The following is a 22,673-nucleotide window of genomic DNA, read 5'->3' as shown; positions in this document are numbered from 1 at the left end:
TGAGAAACTAACTCGCAACTTCAACACCGCCCACCGCGGCTGGCGAGGGGGCAATCCAGTTCACCTAAAAATAGTCACTGAGAAGCCATGCTAGCAAACCTATCGGAAAATGGGTAGATTGGAGGCCCCACGCCAAGCAGTTAAATTGGGAATCCCGAGAGTGGAGGCACTGCTTAGCTCTCGGAGTTTGTGGTGTGTCGCTCTGGGTGTGTGGCGTGGATATCTCCCTAGATCAGCTCTGGGATCAGGCTCTGGGCCATCTACAAGTGCAGCTCAGCCGGCCAACCTTTGAGGCTTGGATCAAAACAGCACGGCCTGAGTCGTTAGTGGGCAACCGCCTCACCATCTCCACTCCCAGCGAATGGGCACGAGGCTGGCTGCAGAAGCACTATGCCTCTACCATCACCGAGGTGGTGCAGCGGGTAGCAGGGATCCCTTTGCAGGTAGAGTTTTCCGTTGCTCCCCAAGCCTTGGCTGCAGAAGAGCCTCCTTCGACAGTTGAGAGGCCAAGCTCCTACTGCGCTGGCAGTTTCCCGGATTCTGTTCCTCGGGGGCTGGAGGGGGGCAGCAGCTTACCTATGCGGGCACCAGAGCTCAACCCCAAGTATTCCTTCTCGCGGTTTGTGGTCGGCCCCAACAACCGCATGGCCCATGCTGCAGCCCTGGCCGTGGCTGACAAGCCGGGGCGGGCCTACAACCCTCTGTTTCTCTGCGGTGGCGTAGGGCTAGGCAAAACTCACCTGATGCAGGCAATCGGCCACTACCAGCTAGAGGCCAATCCCCGGGCTAAGGTCTTCTACGTGTCCACCGAGCGCTTTACCAACGATCTCATCGACGCCATCCGGCGAGACAGTATGCAGTCTTTTCGGGAGCAGTACCGAGATGTGGATATTTTGTTGGTGGACGACATCCAATTTATTGAGGGCAAAGAGTACACCCAGGAGGAGTTTTTTCACACCTTTAATACCCTCCATGAATCGGGCAAGCAGATTGTGCTGGCCGCCGACCGCTCCCCTCATCTAATCCCGCGGCTGCAGGAGCGGCTCTGTTCTCGGTTTTCAATGGGCTTGATTGCAGAAATTCAGCCGCCCGACATCGAGACCCGTATGGCCATCCTCAAGAAAAAAGCTGAGTATGAGGGGATGAGCTTGCCGCTGGAGGTCATCGAATATATTGCCACCACCTACACCAGCAACATCCGCGAGCTGGAGGGTGCCCTCATCCAGGCCGTTGCCTACGTCTCCATTTCTGGCTTGCCGATGAGTGTAGAGACGATTCGGCCCATCCTCAACCCTCCCAGCGAACCCAAGGAAATTACTCCCGATATGATTGTTGATGTAGTCTGTGAGGAATTTGGCATCGACCAAGAGAGCCTATTGGGATCTTCCCGCAGGCGGGACGTCAGTCATGCACGTCAAATCGCCATGTTTTTGATGCGCCAACATACCCGTCTCAGCTTGCCCAAAATTGGCGACTACTTTGGTGGAAAAGATCACACCACCGTTCTCTATAGCTGTGAAAAAATTAGTCAGTTGCAGCGGGAAGATTTGCAACTTGAGCGGCAACTGCAAAACCTGTCGCAGCGGCTGCGGATCATGGCCAACAGCCGAAACAAATAGTTTTCGGCCAGGTGGGGCTGGCAGGGAGGGGGGAAGTGGGCAGAGGGCTTTGCTTGGGTGTGTTGCTCCTTGGAGCTGGACTGATGCCCCGGTGGCCAGCCTGGGCCAATTTGACCTCAACCGCCCAGGGAGATACTTTGGGGCTGGAGGGCCAAATCGATAGCCCCGTGTTGCGCCGCTGGCTGCAAGGCCCGCCCAATCTCCTGGAAGAAATCCGCAATACTCCCGCTTTGCCCACCCGTTTGCAGGCGGGTTTTGAGTCGGCTTCTGCGTGGCGAATTGCCTTGCAGGACTTGCGCTTGGGGGATCGCCTCACCCTCAGCGGCGACTATCGCCAATCTTCTGAGAACCCAGTAGTCCGCCAGTACGGCTTAGAGGTGCGCTACTTTCTTGCCCCTATGGGATCCCGCTTCAATCTAGCCCCCCAACTGGGCTACCGCGCCTTGGAATTGGAACAAGAGAACCGCCGCCTCAGGGGTGTGAGCTATGGGGCCTTCGTTGTCTTGTCCCTAGCTCTCCAAGCTGCCGACTTAACCGCCAGCTACACCTGGCTGACCCCTCAGGAGCCAGGAGAAGTCCAGGTCACCCTGGCGGAGCTTACAGCTGCCTACGCTATCAGCCCTTCCTTTCGTCTTGCTGCCCGCTACAGCCTGCGCCACTCCACCCTAGCGCGGGAATCCAGCTTTGGAGTTGGCCTGGAGTGGATCCCTTAGCGGCGTACCGCCTGCACAAAAGCCACCCAGCCAAAACTGAGATAGCGCTCCAACTGCAGCCCTGCTGCTTCCAGGTGCTGGCGCAGCTCATCGGCAGAGAAAAAGCGGAGTCCTGTCGTCTCCAGCCAGCGCTGCACCACCTGCCCCCACCCCTGAACCTGCTGACTGTGCATGGACACCAGGACGCCTCCGGGACGCAAGATGCGAGCCACTTCCTCCAGACAGGGATCCAACGGCACCTCGTTTAAGGTGGCGCCGCTAATTACTGCCCCAAAGGCTCCAGAGGCCAGGGGAAGCTGCTCCGCCCGCGCCCGCACCAGGCTGTAGTGCTGCCATTGGGGCTGGGCTTGTTGGGCTGCCTCTGCCAGCACCCCCGCCGCATTGTCCAGACCAATCACCGTCCGCTGCGGATCCCTGGCTAGGAGGAGTCGGCTCCAGTACCCTCCTGCCGTGCCTAGGTCCAAGACCGGATCTGCCTCTCCCACCAGCTCGGCCAGCAATTGGCCTTCTCGCTCGCTGCCAAAGCTTTCCCCCGACAACAGCGACAGGGCCCAGGGCCGCCAGAGGCGGTCGTAGCCCCAGGCAAAGCCGGGCAGATGGGCAATGGCTTGGGCTGGAGTGAGGGACAGCGCTGGCGAGGTGGCTAGAAAATCCACTGCCCCGGAAGGGAGGATGGGGTAAACCTGGCCACAGCGAGGACAGTAAACCCGATCCACAGCAAATCCTGGCTCCCGCGCTGGCGGCAGGCTCAGCCCTTCCTGACCACAGCTGAGGCAGCGGTAAAGATGAGCTGGCAGAGCAGACGGAAAAGAGCGCATGAGAGAACCCGACTCAAAAGGGCAGTTGCCAGGCCACGACCCCGACAACTACCCCCTTAAGCTAGTCCATTCGGCAGTCAGAGGGGATCCCTAGGCTGTCTTTGGGCTGGGCAAGCCAATCTTCTCGGGAATGGGAACGTACTCTGCCACAATGGCCCGAAACTCGTCCCCATCCAGGGTTTCCCGCTCCACTAAGGTGTCGGCCAGACGATCCAGCAGGGCGCGGTGCTCGAGCAGGATCTGCTTGGCTTTCTGGTAGCAGCTTTCCAGGATTTGCCGCACCTGCCGATCGATCTTAGCCGCCACATCTTCGGAGTACTCGACGCGGTTCATCCAGCCGCTGCCCAAAAAGACTTCGTTGTTGGGTGGATCCCACATCAGCGGCCCCAACTCGGACATCCCAAAGCGGGTCACCATTTGCCGCACCAGGTTGGTGTTTTGCTGCAGGTCGTTGCTGGCCCCCGTCGTCACTTCCGAGTAGCCAAAGACAATCTCCTCCGCTGCCCGACCGCCAAAACCGACCACCACCCGATCCAACAGCCAGGCGCGGCTGTACATGCCGGAGTCAATCTGCTCCTCGTTGGGCAGTTGCTGGGCAAAACCGCCGGCACCCCCAGAACGAGGGATGATGGTTACTTTGTTCAAGGGATCCGCATGGGGCAAGAGGGTCATCAACAGGGCGTGGCCGCACTCGTGGTAAGCAATTAGGCGCTTGCTCTTCCCGTCCAACAGCGGCGGCTTGGTCAGGCCGATGGTGATGCGGTCGAAGGCGTCGTCGATGTCCTGGTTGGTGATGGCCTTATGCTGACGACGGGCCGCCAGGATGGCCGCCTCGTTGAGCAGGTTGGCCAGATCAGCGCCGGCAAAACCAGGGGTACGGCGGGCAATGGCCTCGAGGCTGACCTCTTCCGCCAGCTTCTTGTTGCGGGCATGCACGCGCAAGATCTCGTAGCGGCCCTTAAAGCTGGGTCGATCCACCGTGATCTGGCGGTCGAAGCGTCCAGGCCGCAGGAGAGCCGCATCCAGCACATCCGGACGGTTGGTTGCGGCAATAACGATGACACCCGAGTTGCCCTCAAACCCATCCATTTCCGTCAGCAACTGGTTAAGGGTTTGCTCGCGCTCGTCGTTGCCGCCACCAATGCCAGCTCCCCGCTGCCGACCCACGGCGTCGATCTCGTCAATGAAGACGATGCAGGGGGCGTTTTCCTTGGCTTTCCTGAAGAGATCTCGCACCCGCGAGGCCCCCACGCCGACGAACATCTCCACAAACTCGGAGCCGGAAAGGCTGAAAAAGGGCACTCCTGCCTCGCCGGCAATCGCCTTGGCCAAGAGGGTCTTCCCCGTCCCTGGGGGCCCCACCAGCAACACGCCTTTGGGGATCTTTGCCCCCACGGCCGTAAAGCGCTCCGGCTTCTTCAGGAAGGTGACCACCTCCTGCAGCTCCTCTTTGGCCTCATCGATCCCGGCTACGTCGTCGAACGTAACGCCAGTTTTGGCTTCCATTTGGAAGCGGGCCCGCGACTTGCCAAAGTTGATGGCCTGCCCAGGGCCACCCACCCCCCCGCCCGCCCGGCGCAGGAGTAAGAACAGGCCCCCCAGAAGCATCAGGGGAATCACCAGGTTGCCTAGAATGGCCCAGAAGGCGCTGCCATCGCGGCTAGGCACCACCGTCACCTCGATCCCCTTCTTAGTAAGGCGGTCTACCAGTTGCGGCACAGTCGTAGGCAGTAGGTTGACCCGATAGCGGGTGGAGTGCTGCGTCTGGGGATCGATAGCCGTAACTTCTGCCACCAGGTTGTTGTCTAGAAGGCGCACGTCGGTAACGCGCCCCTCCTCGACATAGCGCAAGAAGCGGTCGTAGGTAAGGGCAGAGGCCAAGGCGGCGTGAGCAGGATCTAGGCTAAAGCCCTGCCAGAGACAAAAGCCCAGCACAAGAGCCATCAACCAGCGCTGGGGGGAAAGCAGCTTGTTCATAAGGAAGAAGGACACCCCATCATTAAAAGTCCTTTAACAAACTTAACCTCTTGCTCCTACCAGGCACAACCCCACAGAGGCTAGGGGATCCCGGCGGCAGTAGGTTCCTTTGCCCTAGCGGGCACCGGGGCCGAGATAGGGAGGCCATAGACACGTCGCCACATAGCGTCAGCTAGAGCGGCCGGCATTAGCCGCATCAGCCCCAGAGCCAACTTGCCGCCTGTAAAAGCAGTGTAGCGGTCGGAAGGATGAGGGTCGGTCATGGCCCGTAGGATCGGCTCTACCACCTTTTCCACTGGCCAGGCCATTCTGTTAAAAGAGCGGGCCAGCTCGGCAGCTTTGCCCAAGATGGCCTTGTAGGGGCCGTTGGGATTGACAACGGCAGCAAAGGTCTCTTCAGCCACGCGGCTAAACTCGGTGGCCACCGGCCCCGGCTCGATCACAATAACTTTGATGCCAAAGGGAGCTACTTCCACCCGCAAGGCATCGCTGAGGGCCTCCACGGCAAACTTGGTGGCGTTGTAGACGCCGCTGAAGGGCATCGAGATCTGGCCAGCCACGGAGCTGAGGTTAAGGATGCGGCCGCTGCCCCGTTCCCGCATTTGGGGCAAGAGGGCGCGGGTAAGGGCGTGCAGGCCAAACACATTGACCTCAAACTGGCGCCGCATCGCCGCCACATCCACCTCTTCCACGGGCCCCATTTGGCCGTAGCCGGCGTTGTTGACCAGGATGTCCACTCGGCCAAAGTGCTCTAGGGCCTTTTGGGCCAGCGCCTCCACCTGGGCGGTATCGGCCATGTCGGTGGGCACTGCCAGCGCCTCTACTCCGTGCTTCTCCACCAAGGTTTTGACCTCTTGCAGCAGCTTCGCGCGGCGGGCCGCTAGCACCAGGCAAGCTCCGCGTTTGGCTGCTTCCAGGGCGACGGCCTTCCCAATGCCGGCAGAGGCCCCCGTAATCAGCACCACCTGATTGGCAAGTGAAGGCATGGCTTTCCTCCCTGCAAACTTTCTCCATCCTAGAGGGACTTCAACCTAGTTGCTGAGGGGGGAAAAGCTGATGCTACGATAGCGAAGCATGCCTTTGGGCGCTACTACGGACGAGTTCAACACCGATCTGTGGTTCGCTCTGCCCCCTTTCTTCGTCCCTCCCCGCTGCCGCCTGTTTCTGAGAGCAACCGACTGAAGATATTTTCCGGCAGTGCCAATCCAGCCCTGGCCCAGGAGGTAGCTCGATATTTGGGCTTGGATCTAGGGCCAATCCTGCGCAAGCGCTTTGCCGATGGCGAGCTGTACATTCAAATCCAGGAGTCAATTCGCGGCGCTGATGTTTACTTAATCCAACCCACCTGCCGCCCAGTCAACGATCACCTCATGGAGCTGTTGGTGATCATTGACGCCTGCCGCCGCGCCTCTGCCCGCCAGATCACTGCCGTTTTGCCCTACTACGGCTACGCCCGCGCCGACCGCAAGACTGCAGGGCGGGAAGCCATCACCGCCAAGCTGGTGGCCAACATGATTACTCAGGCGGGAGCCCACCGGGTGCTGGCCATGGATCTGCACTCGGCCCAGATCCAGGGCTACTTCGACATCCCCCTTGACCACGTCTATGCCCAGCCGGTTCTTCAGGCCTACCTCAAGGAAAAGGGCCTGCTGGAGGAAGACATTGTGGTTGTGTCTCCTGACGTGGGCGGCGTAGCCCGGGCTCGGGCTTTTGCCAAAAAACTCAAGGAAGCTCCGCTAGCTATCATTGACAAGCGCCGCCAGGCCCACAACGATGTGGAGGTCATGAACCTCATCGGCGACGTGCGGGGCAAGATTGCCATCCTTGTGGATGACATGATCGACACGGCGGGCACTATCTCTGAAGGGGCAAAGTTGCTGCGCAAGGCAGGAGCCAAGGCAGTTTACGCCTGTGCCATTCATCCCGTCTTTTCCGATCCCGCTATTGAGCGCCTACGGGGTGGCCTCTTTGAAGAGGTGATTGTCACCAACACCATTCCTGTTCCCCCAGAGAAGCAGTTCCCCGGCCTCACCATCCTTTCGGTGGCCAGTGTCCTAGGGGAAGCCATCTGGCGTATCCACGAAGATAGCTCTGTCAGCAGCATGTTCCACTAACTAGCGGCGCCGTAGCACTTCCAGGCGCACTGGGGCAAGTCCTGCGCGGACCATGCCTAGGGCTTCTGCCGCCCGCAAGGAGAGGTCGATGATCCGACCTGGGATAAAGGGGCCGCGATCGTTGATGCGCACCACTGCCTGGCGGCCATTTTTCAGGTTGGTTACCCGCACCTCGGTCCCGAAGGGCAGAGTAGGGTGGGCTGCCGTCATCTCCTGCCGAGTGGGGTGTAGGTCGTACCAGGAGGCGATCCCTTCCTGCACTCGCTCGACCGTGAAAAGGGGACCCTGCTGAGCTGTCCTTTGCGGCGGCTGAGCAGCGGCCTTGGCAGGTAGAGTGGCAAGCTGCGGCAAGGTGGGAGCGGGGAGAGGAGGGGCATCCAGCAACAGCCGGCGCAGCCTATTGGCGGCCAAAAGGGCGGTATCCACTGGGCGTTGGCTATCCACCAGCAGCACGCCCTCGTCAATGCGCAACAGTTCCTGGTCGTTGACCTGAACGGCATAGAGGGGATCTCCGGCTTGGAACTCCGTCCAAGCTAGGGTGATGGTGGTGTCTTTCAAGGATCCCTGCGCCATTTGGTTGAGCTGGGCCACCAGAGAACTGGCCCGGAGCAGCGGCGGCTCCAAGCGAGGGTGCTCGATAAAGGTGACGATGGGCAAGTCCCGCACATAGACGGTCACTGCCTGCCGCCCGTCCATTGCGTAGGAGTAGAGGGTGGCAATGGGTTGAAGAGCAGGCTGCTGCTGTTCGCCAATCTTGAGGATAGGCTCTTCAGGTAGCGGGGAGAAACTTGCCTGAGGGGAAAAGTCCTGCAGGTTCAAGGTGCCAAGTTTTGCGGGAAGGGAAGCCTTGGACTGGGGAGCAAAGATCAGATCGGCGGCAGGGGAGAGCGAAGGGTTTTCCAGCGGTAGCTCTGTTGCGTGGGTGGGGGCGAATCCCCTGCGGGCTGACGCTTGGGCCCTTGCCTCACTCAGCAGGCCCACGGGCCAGCTCAAGGCTGTGACACAGAGACAGCTAACCAAGCCCAGCTTGGGGGCAGGAGCCAGTCCCTGTCCGAGCCATTTTTGAGTTCGCATGAGGCTGCGCTCCTCTTCAACTCGTCCAACTTCCAACGCGAGGGTTAAAACAACGGAAGTTAATGTACCATGGATTTTTGAGGTGACGGGTTTGCCCGCCCAGGCGCAAAAGCCCAAGCCCAGTTATCACAAGGCCTTTCGGCATCTTGGACTACCGCTCAGCAGGGGTTGACATCGCTCGCGGACGCGCTTTTGTCCAAGGGATTCGGGAGCGCGTTGAGCAGTTTGGTGCAGGTGCCCCAGGACTTTTGGGGAGCATTGGTGGCTTTGCCGGCTTGTTGGAGTTGCCAAAGGGCTACCTTGCCCCGGTGCTGGTTGCCGCTGCCGATGGAGTGGGGACTAAGCTGGAGATTGCCCAGCAGTGGGGGCAGCACCGCGGCGTCGGCATCGACCTGGTGGCCATGTGTGTTAACGATGTGCTGACGGTGGGAGCCAGGCCGCTGTTTTTCCTGGACTACATTGCCACTGGCAAGCTGGAGCTGGAAGCCCTCTGGCAAGTCATCGATGGCATCTTAGCGGGCTGCCAGGAAGCCGGATGCCAACTGCTGGGAGGGGAGACGGCGGAGATGCCGGGATTTTACCTGCCTGGAAAGTACGACCTGGCAGGATTTTGTGTCGGGATCGTGGACAAGGCAGATATCCTAGACACCGCGCGGGTGCAGTTGGGGGATCGGCTGTGGGCCTTGCCCAGCAGCGGCCTCCACAGCAACGGCTTTAGCCTGGTGCGGCACATTGTGGCCGAGCGGCGCTGGCCTTGGGATTACCAACCCCCTGGCTGGGATCGACCGTTGGCAGAGGTGTTTCTCACCCCCACCCGCATCTATGTCCAAGCAGTGCAGAAACTCCAAGCAGCAGGGGTCAAGCTCCACGGCATGGCCCACATCACCGGCGGCGGCATCCCGGAAAACCTGCCCCGTTGTTTGGCTCCTGACCAGGCGGCGCGGATAGAGCCCCACAGTTGGCAAGTTCCGCCGGAGTTTCTCTGGCTGCAGGAGCAGGGCCAGGTGGAAACCTTGGAGATGTTCAACACCTTCAACTTGGGGGTGGGCTACGTGCTGGTGATCCCTCCTGAGGAGGAGAATCGGGTGAGGTCCTTGCTCCCCGAAGCCTTCCCCATTGGGGAGGTGGTAGCGGCCCGCCCTGGGGAGAGCCGGGTCTTGGGGCTGGAGGAGTGGGGATCCCTAGCGCCTTGAGTCCCCACCAAAAGGGGGATGGGGATCCCCTGTGCTCCTGCTGAGCGTCGCTATGCTAAGTTTGCAGATGGCCTCGGCGTCTGCCTTAGGCCTTCTGGGCCAACAACTGCCGCTAACTCTCTAGGCGAGGAAGCGCCAATGACCGGTTTACCCACGGCTCCAGTAGCCAGAGCTGCCATTGAGGTGGAGCACCTCAGCAAAACCTACGGCCGCTTTACCGCCATCCGCGATATTTCTTTCCAGGTCAATGCCGGCGAGATCATGGGGTTTTTGGGGCCCAACGGCGCCGGCAAGACCACCTCGATGCGCATTTTGGCAGGGTATCTACCTGCTACGGAAGGAACGGCGCGGGTGGCTGGGTTTGATGTGCACGAAAACCCGATGGCGGTGCGGCAGCGCATTGGATATTTGCCGGAAAACCCGCCCCTCTACCCCGATATGACGGTGGAGGCCTATCTGCACTTTGTGGCCCAGATCAAGCGGGTCAGTGCCGGTGACCGACCTAGGCGAGTAGACGAGGTCATCCGCCGCTGCAGTCTGGAAGACAGGCGCCACACCCTTATCCGCAAGCTCTCCAAGGGGTACAAGCAGCGGGTGGGCCTGGCCCAAGCTCTGGTGCACGACCCGCCGGTGATCATCCTCGACGAGCCCACCATTGGGCTGGATCCCAAGCAGATTATCGAAGTGCGCAACCTGATCAAAAGCCTGGCAGGAGAGCACACCATTATCCTCTCCACCCACATCCTGCCGGAGGTAAGCATGACCTGCGACCGGGTGGTGATTATCAACCGCGGCCAGGTGGCAGCTGTCGGCACGCCCGCTGAGCTGACGGCTCAGTTGCAGGATCGGCAGCAGGCAAAGCTGGTGGTGGGGGCAGCCGAGGAAGCGGCCATTCGAGCAGCTCTGCAGAACCTGCTGCACGTGGAGGTGGTAAGTGTACAGCCCTTGGCCGCGGATCCCCCTCGCTGGCAGCTGCAGCTCAAGAGCAATGCTTCCGCAGAGGGCTGGATCCCAGAGGTGGCCAGGGCTCTGGTGCAGGCAGGGATCGACCTCTACGAGATTGGCCGTCCTCAGGCTTCTCTGGAAGAAATTTTCCTGCAGCTCACCACCCAAGAGGAAGCAGCAGGCGCGTTGGAGGAAGCGGCATGAACGGCGTGGTTGCCATTTTCCGCAAAGAGCTGCGCGGCTACTTTACCTCCCCCATTGCCTATGTGGTGGCGGCAGTGTTTTGGGGGCTGGCGGGGTTTTTCTTTGTCAACATCTTGGTGCGGGTCATCAATTTTTCCCAGCAGGTGGATCTGTTTGCCCAGTTTGGCCAGGAGAACCCTTTTGATGCTGCCACCATCCTGTCGCAGCAGTTTCTCAATCTGCTGGGCACCCTTTCCTTATTTCTATTGCCCATCTTCACCATGAGCTCCTATGCCGAAGAGCGGCGGCGGGGCACCATGGAGCTGCTGGCCACTTCCCCCATTACCAACCTGGAGGTGGCCCTGGGCAAGTGGCTGGCGGTGTGGGTGTTCTTCATTACCTTGCTGCTGCCGCCGCTGGTTTACCACGTGCTGGTGCTGAGCAGTTCTAACCCAGCAGTGGACTACCGCCTAACCCTGATGGGCTATGTGGGGCTTGCTCTGCTGGCCGGCAGCGTCATGGCTTTGGGGTTGTTCATCTCTTCCCTAACCGACAGCACCCTCATTGCTGCAGTGGCCACCTTTGGGCTCATCCTGCTGCTTTGGGTCATCGACGCTGCAGCGGGCCAGGAAAACACGTGGATTGCCGCTACCCTGCGGCATGTCTCGCTGCTGCAGCAGTACAGCAACTGGGTGCAAGGGATCCTCAGCAGCAGTAGCATCGTCCTTTTCCTCAGCATCATCCTGCTGGGGTTGTTTGCCACGGTGCAAGCGGTGGAAAGCCTGCGCTGGCAGCAAGGCTAGGGTTGTCCTGGGAGACGTGTGCTGATGAAGGATTGGCGGGTACTTGCAGATTGGACGGGGATCCTTGGGCTGGGCGTCATCGCCATTGGGCTGGTGGTGGGGGCTATCCTCACGGGCTGGACGGCTGTGCCGCTGAGCCTGCTGGCAGCAGGCGTGGCCCTAGTGGTGGTGTGGGGCCTCACTCACCAACGGGAAGTCGGCGTCTTCCTGGGCCTGCGTTCTACTCAAACCAACGCCAACATCCTGGTGGCGGTGACGGCTATGGCCGTCATTCTGGTGCTGGTGAATGTGGTGGCGGCGCGCTACGACCTGCGCCTGGATCTCACCGAGGAGGGCCTGTTTACCCTGTCGCCTCAGACCCGGCAGCTGGTGCAGGGACTGGCGCAGCCCGTTAAAGTCTGGGCGGTAACCACCGCTCCCGATCCCAACCTGCGGGAACAGCTGGAGCGCTACCGCCGCCTCAACCCCGACCGCTTCCAGTTTGAGTTTGTCGATCCCAACCGCGATCCTCTCACCGTCCAGCGGCTGCAGGTAACCCAGAACAACACGCTGGTGGTGGAAGCTGGAAACAGCCGCCAGCAACTGCCCCAGCCACCCGCCCCTGAGTTGGAGAGTAAGCTCACCCCGGTGCTGGCCAAGGTGGTCAACCGCGGCGAGGTGGTGGCCTATTTTGTCCAGGGACATGGGGAAGTAAGCCTAGAAGCTCGAGAGGGCACCCCAACCCTGGCCCAGGCGGTGGCCGCTCTCAAGCAGGAGGGCTATCGAGTGGAGCCCTTGAACCTTGTCCAGGCCGAGATCCCCGAGGAGGCGGATGTAGTGGTGTTGGCGGGGCCGCAGCGGGCTCTGTTTCCTGGCGAGGTGGAGAAGCTGCAAAACTACCTGGCCAAGGGAGGGCGGCTGCTGGTCTTGATTGGGCCGCGGGTGGATGCCGGCCTGGATCCCTTGCTGCAAGAGTGGGGCGTGGTTCTAAAGGATGACCTCATCCTGGAGGTCAGCAGCATCAGCCAGCTTCTGGGGACAGGGCCAGCCGTAGCCTTGGTTACGGACTACGGGGATCACCCCATCACTGCCCCGCTAGCTGCCCAGCGGCTGATGACCCTTTTCCCTCTAGCTCGCTCGGTGGAAACCCAAGAGCGGCAAGGGATCCAAGCTACCCCTCTGCTGCGCAGCAGCCCCCGGAGCTGGGGGGAAACCAGCCCCAATCTGGAAAGCGGCCCACTGCAGTTTGATCCAGATCAAGACCAGCCCGGCCCCCTTACCTTGGGCGTAGCCTTGACCCGCCGCCTAGATAGCGAGAAGAAGGAGTCAGAATCCCAGGGGGCGCCGCCAGAGGCCCGCTTGGTGGTGATTGGCAACGTCAACTTTGCCCTCAACGGCAACTTGCGGCAGCAGGGCAACCGCGATCTTTTCCTCAACACCCTCAACTGGCTTGCTGAGCGAACGGAACAAATCTCCATCCGCCCCAAGTCCATTACCGACCGCCGTCTCACGTTGACGGAACAAAACTTCCGCTGGTTGATCCTGGGATCAACAGTGCTGCTGCCGCTGGTGGCGTTGGGCTCGGGAGCCGTGCTCTGGTGGCAAAGGCGGTAGAGCTGGAGGAGGACAGGCATGTTCAAGCGCAGCACCTGGATTCTCTTGGGCTTGGCAGTGGCTGCTCTTCTGGGGTATTTCCTCCTTGACAGCTTTCAGCAACTGCGCCAGCAGCAGCAGGCGGAGCGGGCGCGGCTCTTCCACTTTGCCCCCGACACCATTGCCCGCATCGAGATCCGCCAGCAGAAAGACAGCCAGCCAGAAGTTATCCTCCTGGAGCGGACTCCGGAAGGAGAAAAGGGATCCCGTTGGCGCATCCGCCAGCCTATCCAGTCAGCGGCGCTGGACTTCCCGGTGGAGCAGTTGCTCAACACCTTCTCCCGCCTCACCCCTCAGCTAACCTTGGAGGAAGCTAACGATCTAGCTGCCTTTGGCCTGGATCAGCCGCGCCAGCAGATTGCCCTCTTCCCCAAAGAAGGGGAGCCCTACCGGCTGGCCATCGGCAATGACAACTTCGACGGCTCCGGCTTCTACGCCCAGCCCGAAGGGGGAAAAGTAGTGCTTCTTGCCAGCAGCCAAAAGGGATCCCTGCTGCCTTCCCTCTTGGCTTTGCGGGACAAAACCCTGCTGAGCTTTGATAGGGCAGCGGTGAAGTCTCTCCAAGTGCAACTAGCCGAGGCAGAGGTTGTCCGTTTGCAGCGGCAGGAAGAGACTTGGCAGATCGTCGAGCCCCGGGTGCTGCCTGCTGATGACCTCAATGTCGACCGTCTGCTCAGTACGCTGTCTCGCCTGCAAGCGGTGGAGTTTCCGGCTGAAACCAAGGCGGAGCTAGCTCCCTACGGTCTGGAGCAGCCTTCTGCCCAGCTAACCGTTGAGCTTAAGGACGGCAAAACCCTGAGCGTAGCCTTGGGCTCGGAAAAAGAGGGCCAAGTGTACGTCATCACCTCTGAGCACCCGGCGGTGGCTACCATCCTCACCAGCACTGCCGACATCCTCCGCGCTGACCTAGAGGAGCTGCGGGATCACCGCCTCGCCCGCCTCAACCCCAACCAGGTAGGTCAAGTTACCCTGGAGTTGCTGGAGGAGCGAGTTACCCTCAACCCTCTGCCCCAGGAGAAGGGATCCCTGGAGGTGCGCTGGGAAAACCCAGAACGGCCCGGCCAGGTAGTCAACCTCAGCTCCCTCTTTGCCAGCCTCAACGCTGCCCGCGCCAAGGAGTTCGTGCCCGCAACCGATCCCGACGCTCAAAAGGCCCTAGCTGCTCCCGACCTTACCCTTGACATTGCACCCAAGCCTGAGACGGAGCAGGAGCCTTTGACCCTGAGCCTAAGCTCTGCTGGCCTGCGGGCCTACGCTCGCAGCAGCCGCCAGCCCGATATCGCCGTGCTTGACCTTAGCACCTTCAACAGCATTGAAACAGAGGTCAAGCGTCTTCTGGAGGAGAAAGGGGCAGAGGAAGGAACGCCTGCTCCCACCGCTTCGCCCTAGGAGGGCGGGGCAGCCACCTGGTTTGCCTGGGGCTGGGGTCCCTTCTTCAGGGTCTCCCCCTGGATGGTGAGAACTGAGCAGGGGGCGCGGTGGAGCACGTAGTTGCTGACGCTGCCCAAAAATAGCTCGCTTAGCCCAGAGTAGCCACGGCGACCCACCACGATGAGGTCGGCTTTCCAGGAGCGGGCCAAGTCGCAGATAACCCGGCCAGGGCTGCCGTAGCTGAGGTTGCATTCAGCCCGAACTCCCTCCTCAGTCGCTTTTTCCGCCAGCGAGCGCAGATAGTTCATCTGGTTTTGCTCGAAAATGGCGCACTGCTCCCGGTAGGACTGCCACAGCTCAGCACTGAGAGCAGAGCTGTAATCCATGCCCAGAATCATAGGGGGCTCTGGGGCACCGGGCTCTTCCTGAGACAGAACATGGAGGATTATCATCTCGGCCTGCATGGCTTTTGCCACCTGCAGAGCCCCTTGAAATACCCCTTCGCTCAGCTCCGACCGATCCACTGCCACCAGAATCCTTTTGAACATACCGATTTCCTCGACCGCATGAGTCTCTCTTGGCAATAAGGAGCAACCTATCCTCTCGGGGGGCGGGCGAAACCTAAACCCCCTTACCTAGCCAAGTAGGAGATCCCTAGGGCTAGAACGGAACCTCGTCTGGGTTGAGCGGAGGGGCGGCATCTTCTTCCCCAGGCTCCCCGCTTGACTCGCCCATCTCGGTGAGGGAGAGAACGCGAGCAGAGCTGAGTTGATGAATGCGGCGGGCAGTAATCTCCGCCAGCTTTTCCTTTCGTCCATCTCGCTCCACCACATTCATGTGCAGCTGACCCTCTACCGTGATCTGATCCCCCACCCGACAGGTATCCACCACCCGCTGGGCCAGCTCCCCAAAAGAGGAAACCCGCACCTGGTAGGGCGGCTCCTCTGGGCGCAAGCTGGGGAAGCGCAAGAGCAAAGAGGCAACTGCCAAGTTGTCAGGTGTGTAGCGCAGCTCTGGCTCGCTCGCTACCTCCCCCATCAAAACAATCGAGTTCATAACAAAGCCACGGGAAGTTTGCTAGGGCCTTATATTTCTAGTCTGTGCTCTGGCCGAGATTCTGTCGACTCAATCCAGGCGCAGGGTCATGTAGCGCAGGACGTTCTCGTTGATGCGCAGATTCTTCTCCCAGGTGGCCACTGTCTTCGGCTCGGCCTTGTAGTTGACCTGGATGTACAGTCCTTCCTTAAACTTCTTCATCTCAAACCCAGCGAAGCGGCGCTTGCCACGGTTGGTAATTTCTAGCTCAGTTGCCCCGTTTTCTCGCAAGAGAGACTCCTGTTCGCTAAGGAGTTGGGCGAGGGGTTCCTCCGAGAGGTCGGGGCGCACAATCAGCATCGTTTCGTAAGCGCGCGGCATGGAAGCAGGTTCTCCTTGAGAATCCAACTTGAGGTGCAGTTGACTATCCTAGCTGCTCTTTCTGGAACCGGAAAAGCCACCTCCCCCCTCTGCGGCCAAAAAAGCGGGTAGAGCTCCGTAAGAGGAGAACCTTTCTCCGATACAATAGGGGGTGCTTCGATAGCCATAGCTAAGAGACTCTAGGGTTCCAAGCATGAGCGCCGAGGAAGTTTACCAGCGTGTTCGCAAGATTGTGTCCGAGCAGCTGGGAGTGGAAGACGACAAAGTAACCCTGGAAGCCAATTTCCAGAACGACCTAGGGGCTGACAGCCTCGACACGGTCGAGCTGGTCATGGCCTTCGAGGAGGAGTTCGATCTAGAGATCCCCGATGAGGACGCTCAGGGCATTGCCACTGTGCAGGATGCCGTCAACTACATCCTCTCCAAGAAGAAAGCTGCATAACCTGCGGGAGGATGGGGGCCTTCCCCTGATTTAGCGTTGTCTACAGATCCTGCCCTTGCTCCTATGTCCGTTCCACTCCCCTCCAAGCGTCGCGTCGTCATCACGGGGCTGGGGGCAATAACCCCGCTTGGCAATTCTCCTGCTGAGTTTTGGCAGGGCTTGCTGGCAGGGCGCTCTGGCATTGGGCCAATTACCCACTTCGACGCCTCCCGCCACGAGTGCCGCATTGCTGGGGAGGTGAAGGGGTTTGATCCCCTCGACTACCTAGATCGCAAGGATGTCAAGCGCACTGACCGCTTTGTCCACCTGGCGTTGGCTGCCACTCAGCAGGCCCTAGAGGATGCCCAATTTCGGATTACCCATCTCAATGCTGAGCAGGTGGGGGTGGTGCTGGGCAGCGGCATCGGCGGCATCCGGGTCTTGGAAGAGCAGCAGACCATTTATCTCCAGAAAGGGCCAGATCGCTGCAGCCCCTTTATGGTGCCGATGATGATTGCCAATATGGCAGCAGGCCACGTGGCCATTCACTTTGGCGCCAAGGGGCCCAATTTCTGTACGGTAACAGCCTGTGCTTCCGGCTCCAACGCCATTGGGGATGCCTTCCGGCTCCTGCAGCGGGGAGAGGTACAGGCTGTGATTGCGGGGGGTACGGAGGCAGCCGTAACCCCTCTGTCGGTGGCCGGGTTTAGCGCCATGAAAGCTCTTTCCACCCGCAACCACGCCCCGGAGCAGGCCTGCCGGCCCTTTGACCGGGATCGGGATGGCTTTGTCATGGGGGAAGGGGCAGGGATCCTGCTGCTGGAGGAGCTGGAGCATGCTCGCGCCCGCGGCGCCAAGATCTATGCCGAGATCGTCGGCTACGGCCTCACCTGCGACGCCCACCACATCACCAACCCTGCCCCCGCTGGCGAAGGTGCCGCCCGTGCGATGCGGCTAGCCCTTAAAGATGCCGGGATCCAGCCTGACCAGGTGCAGCACATCAACGCCCATGCCACCGGCACGCCGGTGGGGGATGTTGCCGAGGTGCAGGCCATTAGGGCAGTTTTTGGTGAGCATGCCCCTCGCCTAGCCATCAGCGCCACCAAGTCCATGACCGGCCACCTGTTGGGGGGAGCAGGCGGCATTGCCACCGTAGCGACGGCCCTAGCCATCTACCACGGCTGGGTTCCCCCCACCCTCAACTTGGATAACCCCGACCCCGAGTGCGAAGGGCTGGACTTTGTCCCCCATAAGGCGCGGCAGATGGCTGTTGACGTGGCCTTGGTCAACGCCTTCGGATTTGGGGGGCACAACGTGACCCTGGCCCTGCGCCGCTATTCCGCCGACTAGGGGATCTTGCCCATGTCCACCCCCGAAGGCCCCTCGCCCTCGATTCGTCAGCAGGCTCTGGCTGCCCTGACTGCAGAGCTAACCCAAAGAGGCCACCCACCTGAGTATGCCCAGCACATGGCGGCGGCGGTGATTTTTCAGGCCGATCTGGATCTCTGCACAGCCCAGTTGGCGCGCCTCCTGAGTTGGCTCAAGCAAAACCACCCCAATCTCTATCCAGAGGCAGTGCAACTGGTGGATGCCACCCGCGAGGAGTTTGAGCGGCGAGTTCAAAGGGGGTAGTGGCGGGGATCCCAGCGTTAGGATGGGGAGAGTACCCCTCATTCTGATTTTGCCGATGGCGCCAAAAAGCGAGGTCGAGGGAGTCCCTGTAATGGCCCCTGCAGAGGCGCCGCACCCTGGGGAAGAAACCCAGCCAGCCAAGCCCGTTGTGGAGGATAGGCCCTCAGAATTGGCTGGGAACGGATCCCTGCTGCTCCAAGTAGGGGGGATGAGTTGTGCTGGCTGCGTCCGGACCGTTGAGCAGCTGCTCCTAAGCCAGCCTGGAGTGGTCAAGGCCAGGGTTAACTTGGTTACCGAGTCGGCCCTTGTGGAATTTGCCCCCGGGATCCAGCCTGACCCAGAACAGCTGGCCCGGATCTTGACAGAGGCGGGGTTTCCCAGCACTTTTCCCCAAAATCAGGCCCCCTTGGTAGCGGGCGAAAAGGCCCTGGACGCGCCCGCGGATCCCCTGGCCCGGCAGCGGCGGCAAACCCAAGACCAAATTCGCCAGGCCCTCGCCGCCGCTTTTTTGCTGCTGGTCTCTGCCGCTGGCCACCTGGATCTGTTCACCCGTTTGGGCTTGCCCGTTCTCAACGACGTCTGGCTGCACTGGGGGTTGGCGACGTTGACTTTTCTTGGCCCAGCTCGGGGCATTGTCCTGGACGGCTGGCGGGCGGCGCGGCGGCTAGCTCCCAACATGAACACGCTAGTTACCCTGGGATCCGGATCCGCCTACCTGGCCAGTTTGGTGGGGCTGTTGGCCCCGCAGGTGGGTTGGGAGTGCTTCTTCGACGAGCCGGTGATGATGCTCAGCTTCATCTTGCTGGGACGGGCGCTGGAACAGCAGAGCCGTCTGCGGGCTGCTAGCAGTTTGCAGGCTTTGGTGAGCCTGTACCCCACCTCAGCTCGCCGGCTGCGAGCCCAAGAAGGGCTGGAATCCGACTGGGTATCCCAGGAGGGAGAATGGTGCCCCATTGAACAAGTCCAGGTAGGGGATTGGCTGCAGGTGCGCGCTGGCGAACAGATCCCGGTGGATGGGGAGGTTATTGCCGGCCAGGCCATGGTCAACGAGGGCATGCTCACCGGGGAATCCCTACCCGTGCTCAAACAGCCAGGGGATCCGGTTGTGGCCGGGACGGTCAACCAATCGGGAGTGCTGCTGTGTCGGGCTACGCGCACTGGGAAAGACACCATCCTGGCTCAGATTATCCGGCTAGTGGAGGAAGCCCAAGCCCGCAAGGCCCCCATCCAGGGCCTGGCCGACCGGGTGGCCGGCTACTTCACCTACGGCGTAGTGGCGCTGGCCCTTCTCACCTTCGCCTTTTGGTACTGGATCGGGATCCCTCTTTGGGGAAGCGAGATCCTGATGGGAGTTGGCCTCCACTCCTACCTGCACCTGGGGGATCACCCCCCTCCTTCAACTCCCCTGCTCCTCAGCCTTAAGCTGGCCATCTCGGTGCTGGTGGTGGCCTGCCCCTGTGCGTTGGGATTGGCCACGCCGACAGCCATTCTGGTAGGCACCGGCCTGGGAGCGGAGCGGGGACTGCTCATCCGCGGCGGCGACGTCCTGGAGAAGACTCACCGCTTGCAAACAGTCGTCTTCGACAAAACCGGCACCCTCACCCAGGGGGATCCGCACCTGACGGATTGCCTTGCCCTCGACACCTCCCTAGATCCGGCTCGGCTGCTGCAGCTGGCGGCCACCGTGGAAAGCGGCACTTGCCATCCTCTAGCCCAAGCCATCCTGGGAGCCGCCCGCGAGCAAGGACTGCCCCTGCTTTCTGCCGACGAGTTTTACACCCAGGCGGGAGTGGGAGCCTCGGCGCGGGTGGAAGGAAAGCAGGTTATCTTGGCCTCCCTCGAGGGGCTGGCTACCCTGGGGATCCCGATTTCCCCTCCAGCGCAGGCCCAAGCCGAGGTGTTGCTGCAAGCTGGCAAAACGGTGGTGGGCGTGGCTGTAGAGGGATCCCTGGCAGGGCTGCTGGCGGCCCAGGATCCCTTGCGGCCTGATGCCCAGGCAACGCTGCAACAGCTCCAGAAAATGGGCCTACAGGTGGTCTTACTGACTGGGGATCGAGCCGAGGTGGCTCACCAGGTGGCCCAAGCTTTGCAGGTGCCAGGGATCCGCGTCATCGCCGAGGTGCAGCCAGCCGACAAGGCTCAAGTCATCCGAGATCTGCAGGCTCAGGGCCAGAGAGTTGCCATGGTGGGCGATGGCATCAACGATGCACCGGCTTTAGCCCAGGCCGATGTGGGCATTGCCCCGCACTCTGCTACTGCTGCCGCACTGGAGACTGCCGATATCATCCTCATGCGCAACCGCCTCTGGGACGTCGTGGAAGCCATCCGTCTCAGCCGCGCCACCTTTCACAAGATCCAGCAAAACCTCCTCTGGGCTATTGGCTACAACCTGCTGGGGATCCCGCTGGCAGCAGGGGTGCTCCTGCCCGCCTTTGGCATTGGCCTGAGCCCGGCAATGGCTGGGGGTCTCATGGCCTTGAGCTCCCTCAGTGTAACCCTCAATTCGATTCTCTTGAGGAGAACATTTGTGCCCCGTGAATTTTCGAGTAGCTACAGCTAAAAAGTGTTAGAGGCTGCGAACAACCGAACATTGGTTGTTAAATATTTGTTAATCTTCCGAGTTTTTACTGAGCTGCTGACATAGCAACTGCTGCATACAAGTTAGGAAAATTTAGCAAGTTTGACTAACTCTGACTAAAAAATGCATCATCTTTAACCTTTTGCAACCTGGGCTTATGATTAAGTTCAGACTAGCCCATGAGGGCACTCTTTGGTTTTTTTGCCTAACGGAGCAAGATCCGTGAAAATACTGGAGAAACTGATCCTAGAGGGGCAAGGGGAGTAAAAGTATGGCAATGCTAGGGGATCTTCAGGAATTCTCCCTGAGCGACCTATTGCATTTGATGGAGAAGGGTAAGAAATCGGGGCAATTGTCTGTCTGGGCGCCCAATGGTATCTACCGCATCTGGCTTTATCAAGGCCGGGTGATTGCCGCTTTGCCCCCTGAAGAAAAGCATCGCTTGGAAAACCTGCTAACTGGCTCTAGGCTAGTGGACAGCCAGGTGATTAGCCAGTTGGTTGCCAGGGGTCTGGAGGAACCTCTGGGGCGTTGCCTGCAGCAGCAAGGGTTGATCTCCCCTGTAGATTTGGTCAAGCTCTTTCGCCATCAACTGCAAGTGGGGCTCTACTGCCTCTTTGCCTTGGAAGCGGGCCAGTTCAGCTTCTTACCCAACGTACCGTTGCCCTATCAAGAGATGACTGGCTTAAGCAAGGAGGCTTCGGCCGTAGTTTTGGAAGGGCTGCAGCAGCTGAAGCAGGATCAACGTCGGGAAGAAAACTTGCCTCAGCCGGACAGCTACTTCTGGCGCACCAGCCTTGAGCTTCCTCTATACCAGCTTTCGCCGCTGGAGTGGTCAATCTTGGAGCAGGTCTCTCCTTCCCGCAAGCTAGCTGATCTAGCGCGGGCATTGGGGGCTGATTTGTTGGAGGTGCGCTATGCCTGCGCGCGCTTAGCTAAGCTTGGACTCATCGCTCCCTGTGAAGGCCCAATAGCTATGCCTCAGCCTTCTCTGGTGGGCACTTCTAAGGCTTCGGGAGCAAATAACCTTGGAGAGACAAGGGAGCCGGTTAAGCCCTCCTTGGTCAGCCGCCTCTCCATGCTTCTTAGGAGCATTCGCGAGAAATAGCTGGTCGAGTCAACGACTCGGGATTCAGGGTAACTGCTGCCAGGTCGGGTAGCGGGAAAGTCAGCCTTTTCCGCGACTGCATAGTTGTCCGGGAAAAATATTTGGTCGAGAATAGGATGTGTTGCGGGGATCCCTAAAACACTACGCGAGAGAGGCTGGCCATGGCCCTAGTCGGAGACCTCCGGGAATTTTCTCTGCCTGACTTGTTGCAGCTAGTTGAAAGGGGCAGCAAAACAGGGCAACTTTCCATCTGGGCCCCAAACGGCATCTACAAAATCTGGTTTTATCAAGGTCGGGTCATTGCTACTCTGCCCCCCGAAGAGGAGCACCGCTTAGAGAGGTTGTTAGCCCGTTCCGCTCTTGTTAGCGATCGGGTCGTGGAAAAGTTGGCTTCCTTCTGTGGTGCGCAAGAGCCTCTGGGGCGCTATTTACAGCGGCAGGGGTTGATCTCACCTGCAGATTTGGCCAAGATCTTTCGCCATCAGCTCCAGGTGGGTCTCTACTGCCTCTTTTCGCTAGACGCGGGGCAGTTCAGTTTCCTGACCGGCGTACCCATGCCTTATCGAGAGATGACGGGCTTGAGCAAAAGTGCCACCGCTGCAGTTCTAGAAGCGCTGCAGCAGATCAAGTGGGATCAGCGTCCGGAAGAAGACTTGCCCCAACCAGATAGCTACTTCTGGCGCACCAGCACCGAGCTGCCCTTGTACAAGCTCTCTGCCTTGGAGTGGGGGATCCTAGAGCAGGTTTCGCCTTCGCGCAGGCTAACTGACGTGGCCCGGGCGTTGGGTGCAGATCTTCTGGAAGTTCGCTATGCCTGTGCTCGCTTGGCCAAGCTGGGACTCATCAGCCCTTGTGAGGGCTCAGCGGCTATTGCTCCCTCTTTGCCTGCTTCAGATCAGTTGACAGGGGTAGCAGGCAACTTGGAAACGGCGAAGGAAAAGCTGAGCGCCAAGCTACCCTCTTTCTCGGAGGGAAGCGGCCAGGTCAAGCCCTCGTTGGTTGCGCGACTGGCTACTTTGCTGAAGGCAGTCCGTGATAAGTAGTTTTGTGGCAGTATCTTCTGCATCAGACAGGAG

Annotated in this window: 21 protein-coding genes; 14 read left to right on the top strand and 7 right to left on the bottom strand. The window is 60.1% G+C overall.

Annotated features, from left to right (window positions below; translation table 11 throughout):
- Positions 1-215 precede the first annotated feature (215 nt).
- Positions 216-1,619, top strand: coding sequence for a chromosomal replication initiator protein DnaA (gene dnaA / locus NW833_RS00845; protein ID WP_414411251.1), 1,404 nt, complete (start codon positions 216-218; stop codon positions 1,617-1,619).
- An 83-nt stretch (positions 1,620-1,702) separates the two neighbouring features.
- Positions 1,703-2,332, top strand: coding sequence for a hypothetical protein (locus tag NW833_RS00840; protein WP_414411232.1), 630 nt, complete (start codon positions 1,703-1,705; stop codon positions 2,330-2,332).
- Here NW833_RS00840 and NW833_RS00835 read toward each other — a convergent pair.
- The 3 genes from NW833_RS00835 to NW833_RS00825 all read right to left on the bottom strand — a co-directional run bounded on the left by NW833_RS00835 (position 2,329) and on the right by NW833_RS00825 (position 6,113).
- On the bottom strand, positions 2,329-3,150 hold the full coding sequence (locus NW833_RS00835; protein ID WP_414410495.1) for a class I SAM-dependent methyltransferase: 822 nt from the start codon (positions 3,148-3,150) through the stop codon (positions 2,329-2,331). The two genes, NW833_RS00840 and NW833_RS00835, sit on opposite strands and share 4 nt — an antisense overlap.
- Positions 3,151-3,240: 90 nt before the next feature.
- A complete protein-coding gene (gene ftsH / locus NW833_RS00830; RefSeq protein WP_414411231.1) occupies positions 3,241-5,127 on the bottom strand; it encodes an ATP-dependent zinc metalloprotease FtsH in 1,887 nt (628 codons plus the stop codon).
- 80 nt (positions 5,128-5,207) lie between these two features.
- Entirely contained in the window at positions 5,208-6,113 is a 906-nt protein-coding gene (locus NW833_RS00825) for an SDR family NAD(P)-dependent oxidoreductase (protein WP_414393700.1), read from the bottom strand.
- Between the two features lie 129 nt (positions 6,114-6,242).
- Here NW833_RS00825 and NW833_RS00820 point away from each other — a divergent pair, with 129 nt between their 5' ends.
- A complete protein-coding gene (locus NW833_RS00820; RefSeq protein ID WP_414393698.1) occupies positions 6,243-7,241 on the top strand; it encodes a ribose-phosphate pyrophosphokinase in 999 nt (332 codons plus the stop codon).
- Here the strand turns inward: NW833_RS00820 and NW833_RS00815 are convergent, their stop codons facing one another.
- Positions 7,242-8,315, bottom strand: coding sequence for a septal ring lytic transglycosylase RlpA family protein (locus tag NW833_RS00815; RefSeq protein WP_414411230.1), 1,074 nt, complete (start codon positions 8,313-8,315; stop codon positions 7,242-7,244).
- A gap of 146 nt (positions 8,316-8,461) precedes the next feature.
- Here NW833_RS00815 and purM point away from each other — a divergent pair, with 146 nt between their 5' ends.
- From purM to NW833_RS00790, 5 genes are all read left to right on the top strand, one after another.
- Entirely contained in the window at positions 8,462-9,508 is a 1,047-nt protein-coding gene (gene purM, locus NW833_RS00810) for a phosphoribosylformylglycinamidine cyclo-ligase (RefSeq protein WP_414411229.1), read from the top strand.
- A 138-nt stretch (positions 9,509-9,646) separates the two neighbouring features.
- A complete protein-coding gene (locus NW833_RS00805) occupies positions 9,647-10,657 on the top strand; it encodes an ABC transporter ATP-binding protein (protein ID WP_414393691.1) in 1,011 nt (336 codons plus the stop codon).
- Positions 10,654-11,439: an ABC transporter permease gene (locus NW833_RS00800; RefSeq protein WP_414393689.1), complete on the top strand. Its 786-nt coding sequence runs from the start codon at positions 10,654-10,656 to the stop codon at positions 11,437-11,439. The genes NW833_RS00805 and NW833_RS00800 overlap by 4 nt, the downstream gene beginning before the upstream one ends.
- A gap of 24 nt (positions 11,440-11,463) precedes the next feature.
- Positions 11,464-13,032 (top strand): GldG family protein, encoded by a 1,569-nt coding sequence (locus NW833_RS00795; protein ID WP_414411228.1) that lies wholly within the window; start codon positions 11,464-11,466, stop codon positions 13,030-13,032.
- Between the two features lie 18 nt (positions 13,033-13,050).
- The gene (locus NW833_RS00790; protein ID WP_414411227.1) at positions 13,051-14,460 is read left to right on the top strand and encodes a DUF4340 domain-containing protein; all 1,410 of its coding nucleotides are present in this window, start codon (positions 13,051-13,053) and stop codon (positions 14,458-14,460) included.
- Here NW833_RS00790 and NW833_RS00785 read toward each other — a convergent pair.
- The 3 genes from NW833_RS00785 to rpsF all read right to left on the bottom strand — a co-directional run bounded on the left by NW833_RS00785 (position 14,457) and on the right by rpsF (position 15,858).
- Entirely contained in the window at positions 14,457-14,990 is a 534-nt protein-coding gene (locus NW833_RS00785) for a universal stress protein (protein ID WP_414411226.1), read from the bottom strand. The two genes, NW833_RS00790 and NW833_RS00785, sit on opposite strands and share 4 nt — an antisense overlap.
- 112 nt (positions 14,991-15,102) lie before the next feature.
- Entirely contained in the window at positions 15,103-15,498 is a 396-nt protein-coding gene (locus NW833_RS00780; protein ID WP_414411225.1) for a single-stranded DNA-binding protein, read from the bottom strand.
- A 69-nt stretch (positions 15,499-15,567) separates the two neighbouring features.
- Positions 15,568-15,858 carry a 30S ribosomal protein S6 gene (rpsF, locus tag NW833_RS00775; RefSeq protein ID WP_414393677.1) on the bottom strand — a complete coding sequence of 97 codons (291 nt, stop codon included), beginning with the start codon at positions 15,856-15,858 and terminating at the stop codon, positions 15,568-15,570.
- Positions 15,859-16,051: 193 nt separating this feature from the next.
- On the opposite strand from rpsF, the gene NW833_RS00770 reads away from it, so the two are divergent.
- The 6 genes from NW833_RS00770 to NW833_RS00745 all read left to right on the top strand — a co-directional run bounded on the left by NW833_RS00770 (position 16,052) and on the right by NW833_RS00745 (position 22,640).
- Positions 16,052-16,300 carry an acyl carrier protein gene (locus tag NW833_RS00770; protein ID WP_414393674.1) on the top strand — a complete coding sequence of 83 codons (249 nt, stop codon included), beginning with the start codon at positions 16,052-16,054 and terminating at the stop codon, positions 16,298-16,300.
- A gap of 63 nt (positions 16,301-16,363) precedes the next feature.
- A complete protein-coding gene (fabF, locus tag NW833_RS00765; RefSeq protein WP_414411224.1) occupies positions 16,364-17,629 on the top strand; it encodes a beta-ketoacyl-ACP synthase II in 1,266 nt (421 codons plus the stop codon).
- 12 nt (positions 17,630-17,641) lie between these two features.
- Positions 17,642-17,911 carry a hypothetical protein gene (locus tag NW833_RS00760; RefSeq protein ID WP_414411223.1) on the top strand — a complete coding sequence of 90 codons (270 nt, stop codon included), beginning with the start codon at positions 17,642-17,644 and terminating at the stop codon, positions 17,909-17,911.
- 91 nt (positions 17,912-18,002) lie between these two features.
- Entirely contained in the window at positions 18,003-20,471 is a 2,469-nt protein-coding gene (locus NW833_RS00755; protein WP_414411222.1) for a heavy metal translocating P-type ATPase, read from the top strand.
- Between the two features lie 289 nt (positions 20,472-20,760).
- A complete protein-coding gene (locus NW833_RS00750) occupies positions 20,761-21,597 on the top strand; it encodes a DUF4388 domain-containing protein (protein WP_414411221.1) in 837 nt (278 codons plus the stop codon).
- Between the two features lie 161 nt (positions 21,598-21,758).
- Positions 21,759-22,640 (top strand): DUF4388 domain-containing protein, encoded by an 882-nt coding sequence (locus NW833_RS00745; RefSeq protein ID WP_414411220.1) that lies wholly within the window; start codon positions 21,759-21,761, stop codon positions 22,638-22,640.
- The last annotated feature ends 33 nt before the right edge of the window (positions 22,641-22,673 follow it).

Source organism: Synechococcus sp. O70.1 (assembly GCF_047462215.1).
Lineage (GTDB): Bacteria > Cyanobacteriota > Cyanobacteriia > Thermostichales > Thermostichaceae > Thermostichus.
Note: the sequence above shows the minus strand (reverse complement) of the source record. Positions and strands in the feature narration are given on the sequence as shown.